The sequence below is a fragment of the Cupriavidus sp. D39 genome, assembly GCF_026627925.1.
Classification (GTDB): domain Bacteria; phylum Pseudomonadota; class Gammaproteobacteria; order Burkholderiales; family Burkholderiaceae; genus Cupriavidus; species Cupriavidus ulmosensis.
In genome coordinates this window covers 539,530-564,333 of sequence record NZ_JAPNLE010000007.1, presented here as the reverse complement: position 1 = coordinate 564,333, position 24,804 = coordinate 539,530, and the positions used below count along the sequence as shown (strand labels likewise).

The 24,804-nt window shown below is 61.4% G+C and carries 20 protein-coding genes; 15 read left to right on the top strand and 5 right to left on the bottom strand.

Annotated features, from left to right (window positions below; translation table 11 throughout):
* Positions 1–4 precede the first annotated feature (4 nt).
* The 3 genes from OMK73_RS09795 to OMK73_RS09785 form a co-directional block, all read right to left on the bottom strand.
* Complete coding sequence (locus OMK73_RS09795) at positions 5–1,069, bottom strand: helix-turn-helix transcriptional regulator (protein ID WP_267601831.1); 1,065 nt, start codon at positions 1,067–1,069, stop codon at positions 5–7.
* 312 nt (positions 1,070–1,381) lie between these two features.
* Positions 1,382–3,013 (bottom strand): ATP-binding domain-containing protein, encoded by a 1,632-nt coding sequence (locus OMK73_RS09790; RefSeq protein WP_267601829.1) that lies wholly within the window; start codon positions 3,011–3,013, stop codon positions 1,382–1,384.
* A 96-nt stretch (positions 3,014–3,109) separates the two neighbouring features.
* Complete coding sequence (locus OMK73_RS09785; RefSeq protein WP_267601828.1) at positions 3,110–3,880, bottom strand: SIR2 family NAD-dependent protein deacylase; 771 nt, start codon at positions 3,878–3,880, stop codon at positions 3,110–3,112.
* A gap of 221 nt (positions 3,881–4,101) precedes the next feature.
* Here OMK73_RS09785 and OMK73_RS09780 point away from each other — a divergent pair, with 221 nt between their 5' ends.
* The 8 genes from OMK73_RS09780 (at position 4,102) to OMK73_RS09745 (ending at position 15,132) form a co-directional block, all read left to right on the top strand.
* Positions 4,102–6,198, top strand: a complete 2,097-nt coding sequence (locus OMK73_RS09780; RefSeq protein WP_267601827.1) for an AAA family ATPase — start codon at positions 4,102–4,104, stop codon at positions 6,196–6,198.
* A 46-nt stretch (positions 6,199–6,244) separates the two neighbouring features.
* Positions 6,245–6,427, top strand: coding sequence for a hypothetical protein (locus tag OMK73_RS09775; RefSeq protein ID WP_267601826.1), 183 nt, complete (start codon positions 6,245–6,247; stop codon positions 6,425–6,427).
* A gap of 161 nt (positions 6,428–6,588) precedes the next feature.
* Positions 6,589–7,746, top strand: a complete 1,158-nt coding sequence (locus OMK73_RS09770; protein WP_267601824.1) for a DUF2779 domain-containing protein — start codon at positions 6,589–6,591, stop codon at positions 7,744–7,746.
* 5 nt (positions 7,747–7,751) lie between these two features.
* Positions 7,752–8,762 carry a helix-turn-helix transcriptional regulator gene (locus tag OMK73_RS09765; RefSeq protein ID WP_267601823.1) on the top strand — a complete coding sequence of 337 codons (1,011 nt, stop codon included), beginning with the start codon at positions 7,752–7,754 and terminating at the stop codon, positions 8,760–8,762.
* A gap of 274 nt (positions 8,763–9,036) precedes the next feature.
* Positions 9,037–9,729, top strand: a complete 693-nt coding sequence (locus tag OMK73_RS09760; RefSeq protein ID WP_267601822.1) for a hypothetical protein — start codon at positions 9,037–9,039, stop codon at positions 9,727–9,729.
* Complete coding sequence (locus OMK73_RS09755) at positions 9,729–10,412, top strand: hypothetical protein (protein ID WP_267601820.1); 684 nt, start codon at positions 9,729–9,731, stop codon at positions 10,410–10,412. Before OMK73_RS09760 ends, OMK73_RS09755 begins: the two co-directional genes overlap by 1 nt.
* Positions 10,413–10,420: 8 nt before the next feature.
* Positions 10,421–12,433, top strand: a complete 2,013-nt coding sequence (locus OMK73_RS09750) for a hypothetical protein (RefSeq protein WP_267601819.1) — start codon at positions 10,421–10,423, stop codon at positions 12,431–12,433.
* Positions 12,430–15,132, top strand: coding sequence for a DEAD/DEAH box helicase (locus tag OMK73_RS09745; protein WP_267601817.1), 2,703 nt, complete (start codon positions 12,430–12,432; stop codon positions 15,130–15,132). Before OMK73_RS09750 ends, OMK73_RS09745 begins: the two co-directional genes overlap by 4 nt.
* Here the strand turns inward: OMK73_RS09745 and OMK73_RS09740 are convergent.
* On the bottom strand, positions 15,083–15,430 hold the full coding sequence (locus OMK73_RS09740; protein WP_267601816.1) for a hypothetical protein: 348 nt from the start codon (positions 15,428–15,430) through the stop codon (positions 15,083–15,085). The two genes, OMK73_RS09745 and OMK73_RS09740, sit on opposite strands and share 50 nt — an antisense overlap.
* A gap of 243 nt (positions 15,431–15,673) precedes the next feature.
* On the opposite strand from OMK73_RS09740, the gene OMK73_RS09735 reads away from it, so the two are divergent.
* Genes OMK73_RS09735 through OMK73_RS09725 form a run of 3 tightly spaced genes read left to right on the top strand, consistent with a single transcriptional unit; the run spans position 15,674 to position 19,751 of the window.
* Positions 15,674–17,233, top strand: coding sequence for a DUF262 domain-containing protein (locus tag OMK73_RS09735; RefSeq protein ID WP_267601814.1), 1,560 nt, complete (start codon positions 15,674–15,676; stop codon positions 17,231–17,233).
* A complete protein-coding gene (locus OMK73_RS09730) occupies positions 17,221–17,463 on the top strand; it encodes a hypothetical protein (protein WP_267601813.1) in 243 nt (80 codons plus the stop codon). Before OMK73_RS09735 ends, OMK73_RS09730 begins: the two co-directional genes overlap by 13 nt.
* Positions 17,460–19,751, top strand: a complete 2,292-nt coding sequence (locus OMK73_RS09725; protein WP_267601812.1) for a DUF262 domain-containing protein — start codon at positions 17,460–17,462, stop codon at positions 19,749–19,751. Before OMK73_RS09730 ends, OMK73_RS09725 begins: the two co-directional genes overlap by 4 nt.
* A 290-nt stretch (positions 19,752–20,041) precedes the next feature.
* Here OMK73_RS09725 and OMK73_RS09720 read toward each other — a convergent pair whose 3' ends face one another.
* Positions 20,042–20,476: a hypothetical protein gene (locus OMK73_RS09720; protein WP_267600436.1), complete on the bottom strand. Its 435-nt coding sequence runs from the start codon at positions 20,474–20,476 to the stop codon at positions 20,042–20,044.
* Between OMK73_RS09720 and OMK73_RS09715 the strand changes: the two genes are divergently transcribed.
* The 4 genes from OMK73_RS09715 to tnpC all read left to right on the top strand — a co-directional run bounded on the left by OMK73_RS09715 (position 20,475) and on the right by tnpC (position 24,778).
* Positions 20,475–21,725 carry an ISL3 family transposase gene (locus tag OMK73_RS09715; RefSeq protein ID WP_267600435.1) on the top strand — a complete coding sequence of 417 codons (1,251 nt, stop codon included), beginning with the start codon at positions 20,475–20,477 and terminating at the stop codon, positions 21,723–21,725. The two genes, OMK73_RS09720 and OMK73_RS09715, sit on opposite strands and share 2 nt — an antisense overlap.
* Positions 21,726–22,440: 715 nt before the next feature.
* Entirely contained in the window at positions 22,441–22,851 is a 411-nt protein-coding gene (tnpA, locus tag OMK73_RS09710) for an IS66-like element accessory protein TnpA (protein WP_267601811.1), read from the top strand.
* Positions 22,848–23,195 (top strand): IS66 family insertion sequence element accessory protein TnpB, encoded by a 348-nt coding sequence (tnpB, locus tag OMK73_RS09705; protein WP_267601810.1) that lies wholly within the window; start codon positions 22,848–22,850, stop codon positions 23,193–23,195. The genes tnpA and tnpB overlap by 4 nt, the downstream gene beginning before the upstream one ends.
* 29 nt (positions 23,196–23,224) lie before the next feature.
* Entirely contained in the window at positions 23,225–24,778 is a 1,554-nt protein-coding gene (gene tnpC, locus OMK73_RS09700; protein WP_267601809.1) for an IS66 family transposase, read from the top strand.
* Positions 24,779–24,804: the final 26 nt, after the last annotated feature.

Below are 24,804 nucleotides of genomic sequence, written 5' to 3'. Positions count from 1 at the left end.
GAGGTCAGGCAGGACCGGCGCTGTCCGCGTAGATGGCGTATGCCTGTCTGAGGTTCTCCGCGATATCCTTGCGCAGGCTGGCAGGCGATAGTACTTCCACGCGCGCCGAGCGCTCCATCAGGAGGTTGCGCAACTCGACGGAGGGGATGACCGTGGCGGCCAGGCGGAAGCCACCCTCTTCCTCGACAATCTCCTGGTCGTCGGCCAGCTTCTGTTCGCGGAACAGGTTCTTGATCTCGCCATCCTCCCTGACTCGCAGCTCGATGCGTACCGGCGCCTCGGGAAAGAAGGAGAAGAACTGATTATGGCGGACATACGCTTCCAGATCGAAATCCGGGTCTGGTTCGCCTGGCACTTCAGTGCAGGTGGCGGACACGAAGCGGTCCAGCCGCAACTGGTAGCGCTTGAAGCTGCCATCGCTGCTAAGTCGGCTCGCAACCAGGTAGAGCACCGGGCCGCGTTCGACCAGTGCAAGCGGCACGACGGGGTATTCGGCCGGGGCCTCGCTGTCGAGCCGGGAATTGCGGTAGCAGACCGTCAGCACCCTGGTGGCATACAAGGCGCGCCGGATTGCGTTCAGGATCTCTTCGCGGATCGGTGGCGAGCGCAGTGGATAGCCCGCGTCGATACGCACTGTCTTGGTCGCCCAGGCGCGGGCGTCGACGAGCGCCCTGTCTATGGGGCTTTCCTGCAAGACCTTTGTCGCACCGGCGAAATACGCTTCGAGTTCGCTGACGACGTGGCTGGGCAAGTGGTTGGGCGCGTGCCGCTGCAGCGTCAGCAGCGCGATGGCGAGTTCCAGCGGCGGGCGGCGAGCTGTGTCCGAGGGCGCCCTCTTGCCCGTGCGCCACCATACCCGGTCGCGCGAGCGGCCGGATTTGGCCACCAGTCCGTCGATCTCCATGCGATCCAGCGCACGAAGAATGGTGTCACGCCCGGGCGGATTGTGCTGGCAGAGCTTCTGCAAGTTGTCTATCAGATCGCCAGACGAAATCGGCTCTTCGGCCGCCGAGGGCATGCAGGACAGGATATCGCTTTCGAGGCGGGGCCACTTTGCCGAAGTCACCATCTGATGTTTCCGTTGTTTGTTCTATTTGGGAGGCGCTATCGTAGCGGGTCCGCGCACAAAATGCGCAGATCCTGTGGTTTGGCATGAGACGTTGCTCTGGATGATCCTCGCGTCCGCCAGGAATGCCATCAACTGACTGCCTGCTATGGAAGGCGTGTGCGAACGGCGCATGGGGAGGAACTGCCAGTTCGCGTGCCTTCAGGCAGAACGGCAACACCCATAGGCGCAATCCCGTCGACTTGGAGATATCGAACACGGGCAGTGGCTCGCTAAATGATGTCATCTTCGGATAATGGTATGCGCTGGCGGAGCCTATATCCGATCGAGCAATATCCCGGCCGCCCGCTCCGAAATTACCAGCACCAATTTCATGGTCGCCCGGGTGGCACCCACGAAGAACCGTCTAATCTCCTTCTCACCGAGGTTTTCGAAGTCGATCTCCGCGAATACCACCGCCGGCGCGGACTGGCCTTTGAAGCGGAAGATGGAGTCGGCGAGCACATCGCCTTGGGAATACACCGGCTGCCCAAGTACGTCGTAGCTGCCGGTGAAGGCGCGCAACGTATGTGGGCCGATCTGGTCATAGCAGAGCAACGCAGAATTGTCGCGGCCGCGGTAGCTGAGCAGCGCGACGTCTTCCTTGCGAAAGCCGGCTGAATAGCACATGCGGATGGCATCCTTGACGGACTGCAGCATGCCCGCCTGGTCCGGGTAGACCAGGAATTCCACATCGGCGGCTGAGATCGGCGCGCTCGCCTCGATCTCCATGCCAAGCGGCAGCAACGGCTGCAGTAGCCTAACGACCGGGCGCGGGCTGCGGAAGTTGCTCGTCGCACGCAGCCTGACCCAGCCAGGCAATTCGGCACTGGGGTGCCCATAGAGGTTCTGCATAGGGTCTTCCAGCCAGATTACGCGAGCGGCCGGCGCGGCATGCCGCAGCACCAGGTCGCGCCACTGCGGCGCGAAATCCTGGCCTTCGTCGACAATTACCGTGTCGAAGAGGAAGTCCGGCGGAACCGGGAGTGCCGCTACGTCCTCGACCAGCTTCGCGAACGCGTCCGGCCGTGTGAAATCCGGCGTGCCGCCCGCATGCCTGAAGATCTGGTCGCACAGCATGTGGAACGTGCAGACCAGCCCGCCGGCCGGCGCAATCCGCGCGAAGTGATCGGCGAGCGGCCGGTTGAAGCAGACATAGAGCGGACGCCGGCCGCACTCGACGGCATCTCGATACTCGGCCAGCGCCAGTTGCGTCTTGCCCGAGCCGGCCGTGCCGGTGACCCGCAGGCGGAAGGGCTCCATATCGAGCTGGCGCGCCCAGTGCGACAGGCCGCCGGATACCCGCGTCACCAGCGTACGCGCCTGGCCGATCAGGGCGCTGACATCAGTTTCCAACTGGATGGTGTCGCGCAGGAAGCGATGGACGCGCTCGGTGCCAGCCTGTTCCTCGCCGGCCGGCAAGATGTCCTGGATCAGGCGACAGAGCTGGTCGCGCCGCCTGGCGTCCACGATGCGCTCTGGCGACAGGCCGGCGGTGAGCGGATGCTGCACGGTATGGTCGGGGCAATAGAGCAGGTGCTCGATGACCACCGGCTGCCCGTTGAGGCTACGCATCAGCTTGCCGCGTAGGCCATCCGCGGTGCGTCCCATCTGAACCGACACCACCTTGATCTTGCCTGCGTAGTTTTTGGCCAGCCCCTCGGGCGTTTCTTCGAGATAACCGCTTTTCTGCTCGATGATGAGCAAGTGGCCGCAGCGGTTCACGACGACGAAGTCGATTTCCCCGTAGATTGCGTGCGTGCGCTGGACATTGGTCCAGTGCACGGCATGGTAGACCGTATAGTCATCCGGCAGACCGGCGGCCAGGACTGCGAGCGTATCAAGCTCGCGCTGGACGGGGCCGCTGGCCGGCATGGTTTCCCAGCCGTCTGGAATGATGCGTGCCACTCTTATTCTCCCGTGTCTTGAGATCAAGGGAGAATACCTGAAGGCCCGTAGCCAGCAAACTGCAGCCGCCGGCCGGTCGCCCGCCGCACTTGAACGTTAGACAGCGCTCCACGCGGCTTCATACAGCGCTGGCATCACGCTTCCTGCCGGACCGAGCAAGTCGTACCGTATGTGCGCGCTAAGTGGGTTGGGCTCCGGATTGACCTGCACCACTGGCCGGTGCCGGCGCGCTACACGCAGCGGCAGCCCGGCAGCCGGTTGCACTAGCGAGGAGGTGCCCACACTGATCAGCATGTCGCAATCGTCGCAGGCTGCGACGGCTGCATTCAAGACGTCTTCAGGCAGGCGCTCGCCAAACCAGACCACGCCGGGCCGGATCGGCCCGCCGCAATGACCGCAACGCGGTGGCGCCAGGCGCCGGCCACCTTCCGGTTCGTCGGGAAGGCCAGGAGGAAAGGCATGGGGCTGCCGACAGTCAAAGCAGAAGGGCCGGTGCAGGCGCCCGTGCAGATGCAGGACGTCCTGGCTGCCGCCGCGCTCGTGGAGGTCGTCCACATTCTGTGTGATTAGAGGGAGGCGGGGCACTTGGGCAGCCATCTGGGCTATGGCCAGGTGTGCTGGATTGGGCTGCGCCTTCATTACCAGCATGCGGCGCCATTCGTACCAGCCCCACACAAGTTCGGGATCGTGTTGGAAGGCATCGGCATTGGCCAGTTGCTGCGGGCTATAGCGCTCCCATAGCCCGGTCATCCGTCCGCGAAAGGTTGGGATGCCGCTTTCCGCGGATACGCCAGCGCCGGTCAGGATGACGACGTGCTTGGCGCCACGCAGCGTGGTGATCAGATCTGGCGAAATAGTGAGGGTCATTGTTTCTTCTTCTGAAATATTTGCCGTCCTCTGCGGCGAACCAAGTTGGCTGGCCTTGCAGGTGTAGCCACGGTATCAGTTGAACACGACAAATTGTGTCGCAGCGAGATCTTCCGTCTATTTCGGGGGGATCGGCTTGGGGGCGGTGAGGCCACCACCGCGTGCGACACATCTTGACGCAGGCTTGCGGAGAATTGGCTTCATTGACCAAGGAGATCCGCATGATCCCGCGCCGCCGTCCGTCTCGGTATTCCCGTATTCCGCTGGAAGTGCCGCCGCTTGTCCAGCTCTGGCTGCTTCGGTTGCTCGTTCCCCTGGGTGGCCATCAGGAGTTCATTCAGCGCAGCGGCTTCAGCAATGACACGCTGGCGAAATTGCTGGGTCTGGGGGAGTGGATCGATCCGGAGTCCGAGGAATTTAATCCCAAAACCGTCAGGGCTAAGCTGCGCAATCTCCATCAGGAAGCGGAGAAACAATGTTGTAACTCCCAGATTTCTGCCTGCCTTAACGCCAATATCGCACGCCTGGCGGAACTGGTGGGTCTGTCGGATACGGATTGCCAGATCCTGGAGTTTGTCGTGATGCTCAAGAACGAGCGCCTGCTGGACGACACGGCAGACTGGCTGGGACAATTGTCGTCGGCAAAGGTGTTTCATGTGCTGGCGGTCCTGCTCGACCTGCCGGAGCCAGAGGTTCGCGAGGCGTTGAGCACGCAGGGCGTCCTGGCGCAATCCGGCCTGGTATCCGTGGACCGCAGCTGCCGTTCAATGCTGAATGGCAAGCTGGAGTTGCTTTCTGACAGTTTTGCCGACCATATTGTTTCTTCTGACGCAGACCCGGTCGTCCTGCTGCGGGACACGGTGGCCTTGGCAGCGCCCGCGCAACTGGGGTTGGCGGACTACGAACACGTCAACTCCTCGCTGGCGGTGCTGCAGCCTTACCTGCGGCATGCCCTGTCGTTCGGACGAAAGGGCGCGAACATCTTCGTGCATGGTGCGCCTGGCACGGGCAAGAGCCAGCTCGCCAAAGCGCTGGCCAAGGACCTCGATTGCGAGCTGTTCGAGGTGGCCAGCGAGGACGACGATGGCGATCCGATCAATGGGGAGCGGCGGCTACGCGCCTTTCGGGCTGCCCAAAGCTTCTTTGGGCAGCGCCGGGCCTTGATCCTCTTCGACGAGGTAGAAGACGTCTTTAACGATGGGGACGGCTTCTTCGGGCGCAAGAGTACCGCGCAGACCCGTAAGGCATGGATCAACCGAATGCTGGAAGCGAACCCGGTACCTACCCTGTGGCTGTCCAACTCGGCCGAATGTCTCGACGCCGCGTTTATTCGGCGCTTTGACATGATTATCGAGTTGCCTGTGCCGCCCAAGAAACAGCGCGCCCGGATTATCGAGGGCGCCTGCGCGGGCCTGCTGGACGCTCGCGCTGTGGACCGGGTGGCCGAGTCCGAGGCTTTGGCGCCCGCCATCGTGACCCGCGCCGCTTCGGTCGTGCAGGCGATCCGCGAAGAGTTGGGCGTGCAGGGGGCGGCCTCGGCCATGGAATTGCTGATCTGCAACACGCTGGAGGCTCAGGGGCACAAACCGATAGCTAGTGCTGACCCCAACCGGCTACCCGAAACCTATGACCCGGCCTTTATCCACGCCGACGCAGATCTGGGCGAGCTGGCGGCCGGGTTGATGCGAACCAGGGCAGGGCGGCTCTGCCTGTATGGGCCGCCGGGCACCGGCAAGACCGCCTATGGCCGCTGGCTGGCCGCGCAGTTGGGCGTCCCGCTGCATGTGAAGCGGGCCTCCGAATTGATGTCCAAATGGGTAGGGGACAATGAAAAGAACATCGCCCGTGCGTTCCGGCAGGCTGAGCAGGATGGGGCGGTACTCCTCATCGACGAGGTGGACAGCTTTCTGCAGGACCGTCGGGACGCCCAGCGGAGTTGGGAGGTCAGCCTGGTCAACGAAATGCTGACGCAGATGGAGTCCTTCTCCGGCGTGTTCGTGGCCTCGACCAACCTGATGGACGGGCTGGATCAGGCGGCATTGCGGCGGTTTGATCTGAAGGTGAAGTTCGAATACCTGACGCCTAGACAGGCTTGGGACCTCTTTTGCCGCCATTGCGATGTGCTGGCGCCGCCGGCACCTTCTGAGAACCTGAAATCGCGGCTTGGCCGGCTCCAGAAGTTGACGCCGGGGGATTTTGCGGCAGTCGTATGCCAGCATCGCTTCCGCACCATCGGCTCTCCTGCCGACTTTATCGCTGCGCTCGAAGCGGAATGCGCGGTGAAGGAGGGAACAAGAAGTGCGGTCGGCTTCCTTTGATACCGATTCGCATGGAATAATCTGTCTGCTTGCTCACGAGGGAAACATGCGCGCACTATCCAAGTCGAAGTTGATGGCCTTCCGTCAGTGCCCCAAACGCCTGTGGCTGGAGATTCACCGACCGGAGCTCCGCGAGGATTCTGCGACGACCGAAGCGAGCTTCCAGGTGGGGCATCAGGTCGGGGAGATTGCGCAGCGGCTCTATGACCCGAAAAAGTTGGTGTCCTGATCGATGCGCAGCGCGATGGGTTCAAGGCCGCTTTTGCTCGTAGCACGGAATTGCTTCAGTTCTCACAGCCGATTTTTGAAGCGGGATTCTCTGCGGGTGGGGCGCTGGCCTTCGCCGACGTTATGCTCCCGTCTGGCACGAGGGGAAAACGCTCCTGGCGCATGGTTGAAGTCAAGTCCTCCACCAGCGTCAAGGACTATCACCGTGACGATACGGCAGTGCAGGCCTTTGTGGCGAGGAGCGCCGGTGTCCCGCTCACGTCGATTGCGCTCGCGCACATCGATAGCAGTTGGGTCTATCCCGGCGCGGAGGACTACCAAGGGTTGCTGACCGAGAATGACCTTTCGGCAGAGGCATTCGCACGTGGCGATGAGGTCAAGGGCTGGATTGCCGATGCGCAGGCGATCGCTGCGAATGCCAATGAGCCAGAATTGGAGACGGGTGGGCACTGCGGTGATCCCTACGAGTGTGGTTTCCTTGGGTATTGCCAGAGCCAGGAACCCCAGGCCGAGTATCCCGTGCACTGGCTTCCCCGCATCCAGAGCAGGGCGCTAAAGGCGTTGATCGAGGAGGACGGTGTCGCCGACTTGCGGGATGTGCCAGATGGCCTCTTAAACGACCGGCAGCGCCGTGTCAAGATGCATACACTCTCTGGGCAGACATTCTTCGATGCCGCCGGCGCGGCCGCTGATCTCGCATCCCATAAGCTGCCGGCTTACTTCCTCGATTTTGAGACGATCCAGTTTGCGGTGCCGATCTGGAAGGGCACTCGTCCGTATCAGCAGTTGCCATTCCAGTTCAGCGTGCACCGCCTGTCGCGCACGGGCAAGCTGGAGCACCAATCCTTCCTTGACCTGTCGGGTGGCGATCCTTCGCGGGCATTTGCGGAGGCGCTGGTTGCCAACTGTGGGGAGAGCGGACCGGTCTTTGTGTATAACGCCGCATTCGAAACTTCGCGCATTCGAGAGCTTGCTGACCGTTTTCCCCGACTGAAGGCAGCTCTTCTGGCCATCAATGCGCGCGTAGTCGACTTGCTCCCGGTCGCACAACAGCACTACTACCATCCGAGCCAGCAAGGCAGTTGGAGCATCAAGAGGGTACTTCCGGCGGTCGCGCCGGACCTGCGGTACGACGCGCTGGATGGCGTCCAAGATGGCGGGATGGCCATGGATGCCTACCAGGAGGCGATCCACCCGGGCACGACGCGCGCGCGTAAGAACCAGATCGAGCAGCAGCTACTGGCCTACTGCGGCCTGGATACCTTTGCCATGGTGCGGCTCTGGCAGTTTTTTGCTGGCCGTCCTGACTTGAAGCTGTAACCGATATGGCTAAACGCCCTGACACGTTGGAAACGGTGCTGCTGGCACTGGAGTTGCTTCGTCGCATTCCGCGCAATCGCAAGGTTTCCGCGACCGAACTGCATGATCAACTGACGAATGCAGGACTCTCTAGGGATCGGCGAACAATCCAGCGCCAGCTTGAAATGCTCAGCGAGCACTTTGAGATCGAGCGAGACGACCGCAGCAAGCCCTATGGCTACCGCTGGAAGGATCGGGCGAGCGGGCTGTCGCTGCCAGTGCTCAATGAGCAGGAGTCGCTAATGCTGGCGCTTGCCGAGCAGCATCTGCGGCATCTGCTGCCCGCCAGCCTGATGAAATCTATGGACGGATTCTTCCAGCAGGCACGTACGAATCTCACGTCCCCGGCCAACGGCAAGCGAGCCCAGGAGCGGGAGTGGCTATCCAAAGTGAGAGTCGTCAGCACCACCCAGCCGCTCCTGCCGCCAAAAATTAAACCCGGTGTCTTCGAGGCAGTCAGCAATGCACTCTACAGAAACCTCTGGCTAAAGCTTGACTACAAGAACGCGGCCGGAGGCCGGAAGACCGCAAATGTGATGCCGTTGGGGCTGGCACAGCAGGGCGCAAGGCTATACCTGGTGTGCCGCTATGAGGGGTACTACAACGAGCGCAGCCTCGCCTTGCACCGGGTCGTCTCGGCAGAGGCCTCAACGCAGACGTTCGAACGGCCAAAGGACTTCGATCTGCAGAAATACGATGCGGATGGCCGGTTCGGATTCGGTGACGGAAAACGGATTCATCTCACTTTCTGCGTGGACAAAGACGCTGGGTTGCACGTGCTGGAATCTCCTCTGTCGGCGGATCAACAGGTCAGAGAGATAGGCGATCAATTCGAGATCAGCGCGACTGTTGTTGAGACCGCGCAGCTTGAGTGGTGGCTTCGCGGATTCGGCGATCAAGTGACTGATATACGGCGCCTCCCCGTTTCGACTGCTGATCCTGTTGCGGCGGACGGGGCCTGCCATGACTCGTCCTGAGGCGTTGAATCGTGATCGACCCGCACTCGGGGTAGGTGAGCTATCGTCCCTGCACGGACGCGGCGAGCCACAGAACATTTTCGGGTTAACACATGATGCAGCGAAAAGAGGAGTGAGCGCGCAACGAGCGCGGTCAATCTTCCAGACCAGGATAGCCGGCTCCCGGTATGGATCCATAGAGACATAGCCACGTAGATTGGCGCTATAGACGATCTGGCATTGGGATGTTCAGCGATAGGCATTCAGGAATCGGTGCCGGATGACGATGTAGTGAATGGCTCTTTCTTCGGCCACAAGTGGCCTCGTAGATGTAGGAATCTCAGGTACCTATCATATGACATTGACATGGGGGCTTCTCGGCCCCGGGAAACTAGCGAGTGAGCGGCGCACCAGAACACTGGGCGTTGCGGCATCTGTCCGGTCGTTCAATGACCTGGCCGTGCCAGGCTTGGGTAGTGTGTGGTTCGGCAAGCAATTGTTCCTCGCCACTTTGGGCGTCCGGATTGCCCAGTGCGCGGGAGAAAAGGGTAAGCACCTAACCAATATCGAGACAGCCAACGCGGTCGAGGCCCTTGCCTGCTGGCTGGCATTCGACAGCAACAACTGGACGCGCGACCCACGCATGCGCGGCAGCACGAAAATGCAAGGCAAGACCGACCTTGGCTTCAAGGCCCTCCGGCAACGCAGTTTCTATGTCACCCAGCCCATGCGCATGGCCACCGTCCAGGCCCTGCCGGCACTTGGCCTGGTGGAGGCGGACGGCGTGCGATTCAACGCGTTCGCTTGTTCGCAGGCGGGGAAGGATTTCCTGGATGCCGCTTGCGAAGGCCGCTCGCCCTTCAATCGCAGCGTCATTGATCATTTGCTGTTATGGGCTACCTCCAAGGAAGACAGCGTCAAGAGCCCCCGCTTCGTGCTGCCCTGTCTCCCACCGAACCCCTATCCGATCGCGCTCGGGAACTGCTGATGGAACGGCTCGTTCAGGGGGCCGACAGCGAGAGCACGGACGACAGGCAACGCCGACGCGACGCACTGAACTGGGTGGAGTCGCTACGATCGGCGCATAGCCCGTCCTTCTCCTGGGAAGCCAGGCCGGCGGAAATCTCCAGCGGCCAGCATTGGGAGGATTTGAAAACTGGCGCCTTGTTCCTGTCCGCACGCGATGCAGCGATCGCCGTCCTGGATGCCCTGGAAGCGCACATTGGCAATCAGGGATATGGGCAGCGCTTTTCGCTGCTCTCCCGGATTCCAGATGCCGTGGCACTCCGGCTGGAGGCGTTAAAGGACGCCGCCGATGCTTTCTTGAGCGCACGGCACGTGGACAAGGAAGCCAATGCTTTCTGCGGCGAATGCAGCAGCGAAGATCACGCAAAGGTCCTGAAGCAACTGGTCGCGCGGGATGAACGCGTATTGCGCCTGAAGGGGCAGGATGTTGTCCCGGGACCGGCGTTCCGAGGCGCACAACTGCCAGAGGAGGACAACGGCGAAGACGACGATTCCGGCGTTGCGGCACCCGGGATCAAGAGTGGCATTTCATGGCCGAAGGGCATGTCGTTCCGCGTCTCGAACCTCTTCCTGCTTAACGCAGACCTGAGAGGTGAGCTGGACCAATGGCTGGACAAACCATCAACCACGCAGGATAGCGAATGAGCCGCAGCATGCCATCACGAGCGTCCCCTACGCTTGCACAGCATTTCGAAGCCCCGGAAGACCATTTCGGCTGCTTCGGCTGGATATGCGGTTACTCAGCGGACGCGGAGTTTCTCAACACTGCCGCCGAACTCTTTACGCGCCAGACGCAAGCCCAACGTGCCAGCCTGGGCAATACGACGCTGGCGCTGATGCTCGATCCCGGCAATCCGGCGATCTCATTCATCGATACCCCTGGTGTCGCCCATTTGCCAATTCGCACGCTGGCGGACAAGCCATTCGCGCTCTTGCATGCCAAAGTGGCTTTGCTTGGCTTCCGCCATCAAAGCGATGCCGCCTGCTGGACCGCGAGGCTGATCGTATCGACCGGCAACTGGACCAGGCAGACAATGGAGGAAAGCCTCGATCTGGCCTGGTGCATCGATGTGCGCAGCGACCAACTTGAGGCTGCGGATACGAACGGTACGGACGATACAGACATCCAGCAGCGTTGCGCGGACGTCAAGGCGGCGCATACGCTGTTGAGCTCGCTCGCGCAGACGTTCGACACCCGCATTCTGCAAGCTAGGGCACACGCGCATCCGAGCGATACCGCCATTGCGATGTCGCGCCTGGATGCATGGCTCTCGCTTTGCGCAAAGCACGCAGGCAAGATCCCGCCCAGGTTCTTCGACAATCAAAGAAAGTCCCTGCTGTCACAACTGGGCGCCAAAATTCGAAACACCGGGGCCGCTGTCCAGCGCAATAGCCTGGCGATGGGTTCGGGGTACTATGAGACCGCGGCAACGCCGGGGCATGCGCCGACTGTGCTCACGGACATAGTCGCCTTGCTGCAAGCCGAAGGACTCCTGACGGGAAGCCCCTGGCTTGACGTCTTCGTCAACGCCGATGCCTGCCAGGCCGTGGCGCAGTCGGTTGAGGCCCTGACCAAAGAAGGCTTCAAGGTCAGGGCCGCAGGGCAACCCAAAGCGATCTTTGGCGCCAAATCACAGCGCACGCTGCATGCCAAATTCCTGTTTAGCGCCAACTATCGGCGGGACAGCAACAACTGCAGCAGCGCCTGGCTCTATCTAGGATCCGGCAACCTGACCAAGCCCGGCTTTACCGCGGCGATGCGCCCGCGGGCCGGCAACCTGGAGGCCGGCGTTGTATTCGCTCCGCAGCCACTGTTATGGGACGATCTTCATGGCAGCCATCGTGAGCAGGCCGTAACCAACGTTCTTCCCGTTCAATGGGAAAGCGAACTCAAGGCGGATGCCGAACTGACCCCGGGTGGCGATATGCCGGATCGCTCCGACCAGTACATTGCACCGCCCGCGGCGTGGCTGCTCTGGAACGAGGTGGACACTGCTGCCGGGCTCCTGACGTCGGATCACGGTACCGCCGACTTCGATGTGCTCGACCCAACGAGCAATGCCTGCGCCAAGGCCGCCGACGGCTTCCTCTGGCCGGATTCCCGGCCCCGCCAGGTAACGGTACGCTGGACTGATGGCGGTCAGGCCCGGACAGCCGAGGTGCCGGTGGTCGATCCATTCGGCCGTATCGCGGCAACGGCGCTGCCCCAACTGGACCTGACGGAAGCCTGGTGGCAGCTGGCCAGTTTCCCTATGCCCCCAGACAACGAAGGAGACGCCTCAGCGGACGATGGGCAGGAAGCCGGCAACGCCCGGCGCCGAACGCCAAGCAGCACGCGGCCTAGTGTGGCCAGCTATCCGGTCCGGGACATGATGCAACTGATCGAGCAGCTTGCCGCCAGGCAGACCCTGATCGACGAAAGCGATTGGGCCGCCTGGTGCTGCCGTCTGGAGCAGACCTTGATGCGCGCCGCCGAAAGTCACGCCTTGCAGGTTTTCCGCGAATTAGCACTCAACCCGCTCAGCCCCCTGAAGGCAGCGCCGTTCCGTCCGGACTTTGCGGAATTGGTAGATACGCCGGCGGGGCAGGTGTATGAGGCCGTCCTGACTCGCATCGAACAGGCATGGCAGGTGGATGGATTGCCGGCAATTGGAGCACAGCAATGAAACAGACGTTCCAAGGATGGGATGTAGTTGCACAAGGACTTGTTGCGGCCGCCAGGGATCAGGCCAGGTTGGCCGAAGGCGGAACCAGTGCCAGCTGGCTCAACGAGGGACAGCAGGCAAGCTTGCACGGCATCGCCAAACGCATCGCGCACAATGGCACGATCATCGCCGACGAAGTCGGCATGGGTAAGACGCGCATTGCTACCACCGTCGCGCGCAGCGTCATCGAAGCTGGTGGCCGCGTAGCTATCCTGGTGCCGCCGGGCCTGGGATTCCAATGGCACGCGGAACTCGCCGAGGCAAACGTCAACACGCCGCCGCCTCTGCTGCGCAGCCTGCCGCAGTACCTTGCAGCCTGGGAATCCGACGATCCGAGCCAGCATCAACCCTGGTTCGATCAGAAAGTCGTCCTGATCTCGCACTCCTTCGCCAACTGGCGGCTCGGAAGAAACGGGGACACATGGCGCTGGGCGCTGCTCCCGCAGTTGTATGCGCACTGGCGCAAGCAATGCGAAGGGCGATTTCCCCGCCAATACCACGACAACGAAAAGCTGCCCAAGGAATCCCCGTGCAGGGCAGCCATTGACATTGTCCAGGCAATTTCGGCTGCGCCGGATGGCCTGGCTGGTCAGCTCATCCGCGAACTTGCTGACAGCACACCCTGGCCCGGCGCACTCGATCCACAGGCATACCGCCGTGACGAGGAACTGCGCCCCTGGCTGGAACGGGCTGTCGGTCTGGGCCTGGGCATCTTCGACCTGGTCATCGTCGACGAAGCCCACAAGAGCCGGAAGACCGATAGCGTCCTGTCGAGCCTGCTGGACCGCGTGGTGTTGCGAAGCCAATCGGCTCGCCGCCTGGCGATGACCGCAACCCCGGTCGAGCTCAACGCTGCGCAATGGAAAGAGGTGCTCGCGCGAATCGACGTGGATGCGCAGGCGGTTGAAGGCACCATCGACAACTACGCCAAGGCCGTTGGCCGTGTCCGGCAAACCCCGACCAATGAAGACGCCAGGCGCGCATACAAGAACGCGGCCGACAACTTCCACGAGGCGCTATCGCCCTACCTGCTGCGCCGTGACAAGCGCGAGGATAACCATGTGCAGGCCTTTGCCATTCATGCGAAGGCGCCCGTGCACGCCTATCGTAGGGAGGCGGAGATAGCCATCGACACCGCGAGCCTGGATCCCTCGTGGAAGCAGGCGGTGTGCGCCGCGGAGGCCTTGTCGGTTGTGGCGAACCAGTCAGATAGCCAGAGTGCCAAGCGATTGCGCCTGACTTTCGGCAACGGACACGGCATTGCGGCTCTGATCCGTCAGGTCAATCATGACGTTGAATATGACTACAAGAAGAGCCCGTCCGTCAGCGCCGAACAGGACCAGGGCGATGCGGATAGGGATGCGGATGCAGACGCAGCAAGCGTCGTCGCGACGGTTACCCTCGACAAGCGCGAGCAACGGGCCGATTGGTGGATGCGAGTTTTGACAGATGCATTCCAGGGAACAGAGGATCCGCTCTTTGGCCATCCGGCCATCATAGCCGCTGTGCACGCGATAGAACAAATCACCTCGGAAGGTGAGAAGGTGCTGGTCTTTGGCCGCTTCACCAAACCACTGCAGGCATTGGTGGATTTGCTCAACGCGCGCGCCATGCTGCGCTGCATAGACCAGCGCACCCCCTGGCCGCAGGCCAAGGTGCCTGATGACGGCTGGGAGGCAATAGCGGCAGCGCACCAGCAACTGCAACGGCCGGGCAGCCTGCAGCCTGAGCAGCTAGAGCGTGCATTGGCCGAGCAATACAAAAGCCTCGAGCAGCAGCGCGAGCGGTACCGCGACCGCCTGCTGACGCATGTCCATGCCGGACTGGCCGGTCACGCGGACAATGCCAGGGCCAAACGGCTGTTCGATGCCTTCAGGAAGTCCGTCGACAATGCACAGCAAGCAGAGGACGAACGCTCCCCACTCGCCGTGGTTGCAAAGGCGATGCAGGAACTGTTGGGCCCGGACACCGACGCGTTTGACCCCAAGGCATTCGCGTCGGCCTTCATCGAGCTGGTCGACGCCTCCGCGGATCGAGACGAAGGCGATACAGACGGCAACGGCACGCTCGACGAGGAGGAAGCCACGGAGCTGTGGGACGTTCTGGAGAAGCGTCTGGACGAGGAGTACAACCGCCCCCAGGGCGGATTTGCCCGCCTGATGTTCGGTGGCACCAAGCCCGATACACGCAGGCTGCTGCAACTCGCGTTCAATCGGGAAAACAGCTTCCCTAAGGTGTTGGTCGCCCAATCCACGGTAGGGCGCGAAGGCCTCAATCTGCACAAGGCATGCCGCACCGTGGTGCTCTTGCATCCGGAGTGGAACCCAGGTGTAGTCGAACAGCAGATCGGGCGCGTGGACCGCGTCGGCAGTTTGTGGGAGACGCATCTGGACGAAGCCATCAGAGGGGGCATCTCCCCGGGCGACTTGCCCCGGATCGAGATACGCCCCATTGTTTTCAAGGGCACCTACGACGAGAAGAACTGGCAGGTGCTGCGCGAGCGTTGGGACGATTTGCGTGCCCAGCTGCACGGCGTCGTGATTTCTCCGCTGATCGCAGCCAAGTATGAGATTCCCCAGTGGATTGTCGATGAGATCAACGGGTTCGCCCCTAACTTCTCCCCGCGGGCACCTGGGCGCAGCGCGGACCAGGCAGCTTGACGAATTCAAACAAGGATCCTGGAGAGATCGCGGCGGATGATGGCGTTGCGGACGGGCTGTGGAACTGCACAGTCGGTTGCCCCATCGCTAGCGCAGCGAGGAGCGGGGCAATCGCAGTGCCGGCGTTGGCAGCGCTGCCAACAGCGTGCGTGATGGTTACCGCCAGCGGCGACGCGCCCAGAGTACGAGTGACGGTGGTCAGCAACGAAGTGATCGTGGCGATGGGCGAGGTGCCTGCGGTGGCGCCGCCGAGCGCACCGGTCACGCTGCTGACCAGGTTCGTCACAGGAGTTGCCACGGCGCCACGCTGGCCACCGCTCCGGAAATAGTGTTCAGCACCAAGGTGATCGGGTCGGTGGGCTGCGTCGCGCCGGGCGGTACGAGCGCCATTAGTCAAATGTCGATCAGAGCACTGCCGACGAAGTGACGCTCACCCGACCAGGCGTGGCAGAATGTGCGGTGTGGCGACGCCGGCCTGAATCGAGTGAATTATGGGTTACATTTCCGGCCGCGAGCGGGGGCGCCTCAAAGGGAGATCACGATGATTCAAATCCAACCGGACGCAGTGCCAGGCGGCGCGTTTCTACAGAGCAAGTTGGTGGGAGAGATCGAAGGCAACTTCTTGGTCGCCCACTATCAACGCGGATACCGCTGGATGGAGCCGGAAGTAGTCCGCTTGCTAAGCGACCTGGCTGACAACGTTGGCAAGCCCTATTGCTTGCAGCCTGTGGTTGTGCAGGCCCGGGGTGATGGTGAGTGGGAGTTGGTGGACGGCCAGCAGCGCCTGACGACGTTATACCTTCTGTTCCGCTACTTACGCGATTCGGAGTTGAAGCCGCGCATCGAACCGGCCTACCGGATCACCTATGAGACGCGGGAGAAAAGTGCAGATTACCTCGAGTCCCTCGATGCCGAGCGTAGCGCCGAGAACATCGACTTCCACCATCTCCATCGCGCGTACCACTGCATCCGCGGATGGTTCGAGCAGTTTCCGCTAAATCGCCGGCAGATGGTCGCCGACGACATCTTCGGTTCGCTGATGCGCTATGTGCGAATCATATGGTACGTGGCCCCGCACGACCTCGATCCGACCGCGCTCTTCACTCGGCTGAACGTGGGTCGGATTCCGTTGGACGACGCCGAACTGTTCAAGGCGTTGCTTCTCTCAGCCTTGTCGACCACCGGTGGAACAGCCGACCGGCCGACTGAGGTCGCCGCGCAATGGGATGCTATTGAGCGCGACCTGCGCAATCCGGAGATCTGGGCCTTTGTCAGCAGCCAGCCTGCCGAGTCCAGGCCCACACGGATCTCGCTGCTGCTCGAAGTTCTGGCCGGACAGGCCATCGACAATACGCCGGGCAGCTTCCACGTATTCGATAATCTGCGACAACGTCTTGAGAAATCGAACCATCCACAGGACGTGTGGAACGAGGTGGTGGGTCTACATGCGACAGTGATGGGCTGGTTCCGCAGTCGCGATCTATACCACAAGATCGGCTATCTCATCACCGTCGGTCAGCCACTCGCGGAACTCGTGCGTATCGCTCTAACGCTCACTAAGCGGGACTTCGAGGCGCAACTCGACGATCAGATTAGGAAGGCACTCAATCTAACGCCATCCGAAGCCGCAAACCTAAGTTACGAACGGGCCGGCGACTGGACCAAGGCCGAGCGCTTACTTTTGCTCATGAACGTAGAGACGGTACGCCAGAGCCATCACTCGACTGAGCGCTATCCGTTTCGCTCGCACAAGGCGCAGGCCTGGTCGCTCGAACACATCCACGCGCAGCACGCCCAGTCCCTTAACAAGGCCGAGCAATGGCGCGAGTGGTTGAGTCTCCACCATGAGGTGCTGGAGTCCTTATCCGTTAAGGAACCTGAGCGACTTGTGTTACGTGATCGCCTCCTCGACCGACTCCGTAAGCTCCCCGATGAGATCGGGGGGCGACCTTTAACGACCTTGCAGCGCAGATCCAGGAGTTCTTTTCTCTCGCGGAGGAAGGGATGGGCGCAGCTATGCATTCAGTCCACTCCATCAGCAACCTCGCGCTTCTCCCGAGCGGCGCGAATTCGGCGCTTAGCAACGCCGTGTTCGAGGTGAAGCGCCAGAAGATTGTCGAAATGGATCGCCAAGGCGCCTACGTCCCGGTCAGCACCCGGCACGTATTCCTTAAGTACTTCACTGGCGCGGATGCGCAACAGATCCACTTCTGGAGCCTGCGCGACCGCGAGAGCTACCTCGACGCGATGATAGGTAGCGTGAGCAGCGCCAGTGTCACGTCGGGCGGCATTGTGTATGACTACCTAAACCCTGAGGAGCATCTGGGATGAAGAGCCTGCAGACCTCGTACGCGGGTCTTTTCACGCGCGTCTTCGAAGACAACGTAACCGTCGCACGCATCGAAGTGCCGATCCTACAGCGAGACTACGCACAGGGGCGGCAGGATACACGCACCAGTCGCATCCGGGACAACTTCCTCGATGCGCTCGTTGCGGCGATCAACGGAGACTCGTCCCTCAGCCTGGATTTCGTCTACGGCGATGTTCAGGGCGATGCATTGCTGCCGCTGGATGGCCAGCAGCGCCTAACGACGCTGTTCCTCCTACACTGGTACGTCGCGGCTCGGTGTAACCGGCTCGACCCATCGTTGCCATGGCTGCGCCTCACATACGCGACGCGCGCGAGCGCGCGAATGTTCTGCGAGCAGCTCGCGAAGAGCCTGCCAACGCGGGGGCAAGAGTCTCCGTCCCGCTGGATCACCGACCAACCATGGTTCCTGCAAACGTGGGATGACGACCCAACAATCCAGTCAATGCTGGTGGTACTGGATGAACTTCATCGCAAACTAGAGGACGTCAACATGGAGCGGGCTTGGCGCCGGCTGACGGATGACGAGCCCGCGGCGATCACCTTCCACGTACTGCCGATGAAGGCGATGAGCCTTGGCAACGATATTTACATTAAGATGAACTCTCGGGGGAAGCCCCTCACAGAGTTCGAGCTGTTCAAGGCCCGCTTTGAACGTCTGCTCGAGACGTCGTCGCCATCGTCTGCCGGCGAGTTCGCGAGGAAAATAGATGGCGAGTGGGCCGACGTCTTCTGGCGACCAGGCGCAAGAAACGGATCGATGGATGAGGCGATGGTGCGCTACATCCGCTACCTCACCGATGTCTGCGTCTGGCGTGCAGGAGAAATCGCAAATCCATCAGAGGATCTGGAAGGTCAATCGCTTCGAACCTATGGCAGCGCTGGCAAGGACGCCGCCGCCCATGTTAACCTGCTTATGAAGGGCCTCGATGCTTGGGTGGGCATAGATCCGGACAAGTGGTTTGCGCGCTGGTTCGTCTCGCAGCATTCGGATGAAGCGCAGGTTGTGGGCCAAGTGTCGCCATTGCGACTGTTCCGGCCAACCGACCGCGGCAACTGCGACCTCTTTGCCGCATGCTGCCGCAGCCATGACACGGGAGCTCGTAATCGTGACTTCGGATGGCCCGAGGCGTTGCTCTTCTACGCGACCCTGCTGCATCGTTGGCATGACTCCGCGGACTTCGGGCGCCGCCTGCGCGTCGTGCGCAATCTGATTGAAGGCTCCGAGGATGAACTTCGTGCTCATCGCATGCCCGAGTTACTCGACGACGTGCAGCGCATCGTTGTCGAGGGTCAGCTAGACGGTATCTCAGGCTTCAACCAGCGCATCCACGGGGCCGAAGAGCGCGCCAAGCGAGAATTCCTCCATGCACATCCGGCGCTTGAGCCGATTGTCTTTGAACTCGAGGACCACCCGCTGCTGCGCGGCTGCCTAGTTGCCTTTGACCTCGACGAGCACACCTTGCCGCGTCGCGCGCGCGCCTTCTCGAAGTTGTTCTCCGACGCTCGGCATTTGCCGTTGATCACGGGTGCGCTCCTTGCCGCCGGCGACTACGCGATCCGCGTGCGCGGCCGCTTCTTCCTATTTGGGTCCTCGCGCAATCAGGCACCGTGGCGAGAAGTGTTCTCCGCATCCTGGCGCGATGACATGGGGCCCACCCGTGAGGCGCTCGGCCGCTTGCTCGATCATGTCGACGCGCGCGGTGACGTTCCGCTGCCAGATACCCTAAGAGGATTCATGGAGGACTACCTGTTGCAGTGCGAGCAGGTACAGCGACACGACTGGCGCTACTACTTCGTCAAGTACGACGCTATGCGAGAAGGAGCATCCGGCAGATATGTGGGTATCGATGGTCGGTTGGAGTACTCAATCTGCATGCTGGACAAGCAGCAGATGAACAGCTACTACCGGGACCCGTATCTGCATGCTGTCCGCGTGCAGAGCGGACAGCAAGAACACGTCGTCGACAGAGACTTTACGGGCTACGAGACCGAGCCGCGTTGGATGCCTTTGAGGAAGAGCGACATCGCCCTTCGCGCGGTTGCTGAGGGCTTCCATGTGCTGGTCCCGGGTTCGGTGATCGACGATGCGGTGAGCCACGTGTTCGCCGCGCACGCCGTTACGCGGACTGACGGACAATGGCTGCTCGCAATCTCTCAGGCGCCATCATCCGATGGGCCTGTCGATATGGTCGATCGTGTGCAGCGGGGAGCGGCGCTGGTGCGTGCGCTCGTGGAGGCAGGCTACTAGGTCCAGCCTGGCCACGCGATGCCGCCGCACCGGCCGTGCCCCACCAAAGGCGGATTGTCGGCGCGTGGGGTACGCACGGCGGCCAGGCACGTCAGCGAACTGGCCGGAGAGTCACCGACATGTGGACAGTTGGCAGTCAGCGATGAACGACCGCTCCCGGCGCCCTGTATTGAACGATCGTCGGCCGGTTGAGGGGTCGGGTACCCCCGAATTCCTCTCAGAAGCTATCCCGACGAGTTTTTCAAATATAGGCTCGTCGGGGAAATCTGTGGGTGGTTTTCTTGGCCTGACTACGGTTCTTGAACCCGCATGAGGTAGCGATAGAGCTTGCGCGAAGTGGTATCGAAGGCCTTCTGCTCGGTCTCCGTGATGCGTGGCCAGATGAGCGGTCCGCCCTCGTCGTCAATCATTTGCAATAGCAGAGTTTCGGTGGCAAGGCTCGCCAAGTCGGAATCTTCATGGCGACGACGGATGATTTCGCCGCCGAGCATCCAGAGATGGTCGCGATGACGGCGCCGGGTCTTGTCGGTGATTGACTGTGTCAACAGGTCCATCAGGAAGGGTGTCAGGAGTTCAATGATGCGCTGGCCGGCAGCGATATCGGGCGCTTCAATCTGCCAGGTGGTGGGCCAGTTCGCCAGGTCCGGCACGAACGCATTGAGGTCCGCCCCCGCATCCGATGGGACAATGGGCGTCAAAGAAACTGTCTTGCGCTTACCTGCCATGCTGCTGACCCGCCTGCTCAATGCCTGCCATCACTTCCCCGGTTTTGTGTACGAAAGCGCTCGCTTGTGTCAGGCCTCTAACACCATCGAGATCGACGTGCGTCCGCGACGAGGTTCCCGACCGCACTGCTCGGGCTGCGGCCAACAGGCCCGCGGCTACGACACGCTGGCAACGCGCCGCTTCGAGTTCATCCCGATCTGGGGCTTTGCCGTGGTCTTACTGTACGCGATGCGGCGTGTAGAGTGTAAGCGCGGCTGCGGCGTCAAGGTTGAACAGGTACCCTGGGGTATTGGCAAGCACACGCTGACGAAAGCGTACATGCTGTATCTGGCCAACTGGGCACGCAAGCTGTCTTGGCAGGAAACGGCGCGCAGCTTCCATACCAGTTGGGAGAAGGTCAGTCAGGCAGTGGAATGGGTAGTGGAATGGGGGTTGGCCCACCGCACGCTGGGGCCGATCCGCGCCTTCGGGGTCGATGAGATTCAGTATGGTCGGGGGCATCAATATCTGACCCTGGTCTACCAGATCGAGGCTGGTTGCATCCGCTTGCTGTGGGTCGGCAAGGAGCGCACGACAGAGAGCTTCGAGAAATTCTTTGCCTTGATCGGCGCCGAGATCGCCGCCAAAGTCGAGTTCGTCTGCTCGGACATGTGGAAGCCCTATCTGAAGCTGATCGCCAAACATTGCCCCAATGCTTTGAATATCCTCGATCGCTTCCACATCGTCGCCAAGATGAACCTCGCCCTGGATGACGTGCGCGCCGCCGAAGCCCGACGCATGGCAAACGATGGCTACCAGCCCGTGCTGAAGAAATCCCGCTGGTGCCTGCTCAAGCGTCGGGAGAACCTCACCGATACCCAGCGGATACGGTTGCGCGATCTGCTGCGCTACAACTTGCAGAGCGTACGGGCCTATTTGCTCAAGGAGGAATTCCAGTCGCTCTGGGAATACGAATCGCCGGTCTGGGCCGGCAAGTTCCTCGACCGATGGTGCACGCAGGTCATGCGCTCGCGCATCGAACCCATGAAGAAGTTCGCCCGCACTGTCCGCACTCACCGCGAACTCATCCTCAACTACTTCCGGGCGCGAAAGCAGTTCTCCAGCGGGGTGATCGAAGGGCTCAACAACAAAGCCAAAGTCACCATGAGAAAAGCATACGGATTCCGGACCTTCCGCATGACCGAAATCGCGCTATATCACGGGCTCGGGAAGCTCCCGGAGCCAAAACTCACCCACAGTTTTTACTGACGAGCCCAAATATAAGGGACTTTGAGGTAGCCTGATTGCAACGGACATTCTGGTTGAGCGCGCGCGTCAGCTAAGCGCGAGAGGCGGCGTTGAAATGCTTTGGAATATCGAGAGCTAGTCGGGGTATCCGTACTTCCCGCGCAAATCCCTGGCGGTAGCGATTCGCAGTAGGGCTCGGTGGCAAGGAGCATTCTGGCCGCGTTTGCCACGGCGAATCAGCCGGACGAACTGCAGTTGGTCATCCGGGACAGCCGCCTCGCGCATCCGCCGATCCATCGCATGGACGCACAGCCGGCGGCAAACGGACACGATGCGACCCCGCCTTACCTGCTGGCGAATCCGGCATGGGATTGCATCCACATGGCACGTTCCTTAGTCGGACCTGAAGAATTCAGTCTGAGAGCTCAGCGTGGCTAAAAGGTGGGTGATTCTAGCCGCCCCCATTAATTGACTGCGGCATGCGGGCAAGATCGATTGGCTGCATCCCTGGCGGATCGAGCCATGCCTGTGAGCAGAATCAAGACGAAAAAAACGCGCGGATGCCCAGGCGGGCAATGGCCCGCAGCAGCCAACGGAGATTGAAGCCTGCAGCACAGAGGATAGGATGGACGGCGTCACCAATTTCGCCCTTCAACCAGTTCCGGCGTAAGCGAGTCGCCTGCACCGTCTGTACTGCAAAGTAGAGTGGCTCCAAAGTAGTTCCCATTACTATTTGATGGGAACTACTTTGTCACAGTCACAGGAAGTGCCAGTCGCTGGCAGTCGCAAAGGTCGGCCGAATCATAGCGAGGAATTCAAGCGGCGGTTGGCAGCCGCTGCATGTGAGCCGGGCATCTCGGTATCGAAGTTGGCGCGCGAGCACGGTATCAACGCGAACATGCTGTTCACGTGGCGCCGAAGCTATCGAGCGCAACAGCGGCAGGAAGCTGCGGTGTTGTTGCCGGTGACCGTTGAACAACCAGACCCGCGCCCGGCTCCGAGGCCAGTGAGTTCGGCGGCAGCGGCTTGCGAGCCGGCGACGCCGAACGGCGCCATCGAGATCCGTTTTGGCCGGGCGGTGATTCGCATCGAAGGCGCGGTCGACGCGACCACGTTGCGCACCGTACTGGATCGGTTGACGCCATGATCGGGTTGCCGGCGGGAACACGCATCTGGATCGCTGCAGGCGTGACCGATATGCGCTCCGGATTCAATGGGCTGGCCGCGAAGGTTGAGGCGACTCTGCAGGAGAGCCCATTCTCCGGCCATGTCTTCATCTTCCGCGGCAGGCGAGGCAATGTCATCAAAGTCCTGTGGTCGACGGGCGATGGGCTGTGCTTGCTCTCGAAGCGCCTGGAGCGCGGACGCTTCGTCTGGCCACAGGCCGACAGCGGCAAGATCCACCTGACGCAAGCGCAGTTGTCGATGCTACTGGAGGGGATTAACTGGAAGCAGCCCGAACGCACCTGGCCTCCACTGTCGGTGTTGTAAACCTTGCGGCATGTGCGTAAACTGCGCGCATGCCAATCGACCCCAGCGATCTCCCCGACGACATTGAGGCCCTGAAGGCCTTGGTGTTGGCACAGCGGGAATCGATCGCACTCATGGAACGGGCCTTGGCGGTCCGCTCCATGGAGATCGAGCAGCTCAATCTGCAGCTCTCCAAGCTAAGGCGGATGCAGTTCGGCCAGAAGTCCGAGAAGCTGGACCGACAGATCGAACAGCTCGAGACCCGACTGGAAGATCTGCTGGCAGAAGAAGGTGCGGCCGAAACCGAAGCCGCCCCGGATGCAACCCCTCCCACCCGGAAGAAAGCGGTACGCAAGCCGTTTCCGGAGCATCTGGAGCGCGAAGTTCGCATTCTCGAACCCGAGGATAGGGCCTGCCCGGAGTGTGGCGGCGAGCTTAAGCCGCTGGGCGAGGACATCTCGGAGCAGCTCGACATCATCAACAGCGCGTTCCGGGTGATCCGGCAGGTCCGACGCAAGCAGGCCTGCGCCTGTTGCGATTGCATCGTCCAGGCCGCGTCGCCGAGTCGGCCGATCGAGCGTGGTATCGCCACGGCGGGGCTACTCGCCCACATTCTGGTCAGCAAATATGCTGATCACCAACCGCTGTACCGCCAAGCCGCGATTTACGCCCGGCAGGGAGTGGAGCTGGACCGCACGACGATGGCCCGTGGGGTTGGGGCTTGCGGTGCTCTGGTGCGGCCGCTGGTGGAGGCCTTGCGCCGATACGTGATGATGCCCGGCAAGGTGCACGCGGACGACACACCGCTGCCGGTGCTCGCGCCAGGTAAAGGCCAGACCAAGACGGGACGGCTATGGGCCTACGTACGAGACGATCGCGCGTCGGGATCGGACGCTGCGCCTGCGGTCTGGTTCGCCTACACGCCAAATCGCCAGGGCCTGCACCCCCAAGCTCATCTGGCTAGCTTCCGCGGCATCCTGCAGGCCGACGCGTATGCGGGCTTCAACGCCATCTTTACGGATGGCAGCGTACGCGAAGCCGCTTGCATGGCTCATGCGCGACGAAAAATACACGACTTGCATGCTCGCAAGGCGACGCCGACCACCACGGAGGCGTTGCGACGAATCGGCGAACTCTATGCCATCGAAGCGGAAATCCGGGGCAAGCTACCCGAAGTGCGCCAACAGGTGCGGCAGCAAAGATCTCGCCCCCTGCTGGACGGCCTCGAGGTGTGGTTACGAGAGCGGTTGTTGACACTCTCGACCCAATCAGAAACCACCAAAGCCATCAACTACATGCTCAACCAGTGGCAGGCCTTGGTCTACTACTGTGATGATGGCCTGGCAGAAATTGACAACAACATCGCCGAGAATGCGCTGCGCGGTGTCGCGTTAGGCCGGAAGAATTTTTTATTCGCCGGTGCCGACAGTGGCGGTGAGCGTGCCGCTGCCATGTACTCGCTCATCGGGTCTTGCAAACTCAACGGCATCGATCCCGAAGCCTATCTGCGTCACGTCCTGACCCACATTGCCGACCATCCGGTCAATCGGATCGACGAACTCATGCCCTGGAAGGTCGCTGACCAACTCCAATACGCCGCCTGACCTCATACGCTATTCCTAGCGCGCAG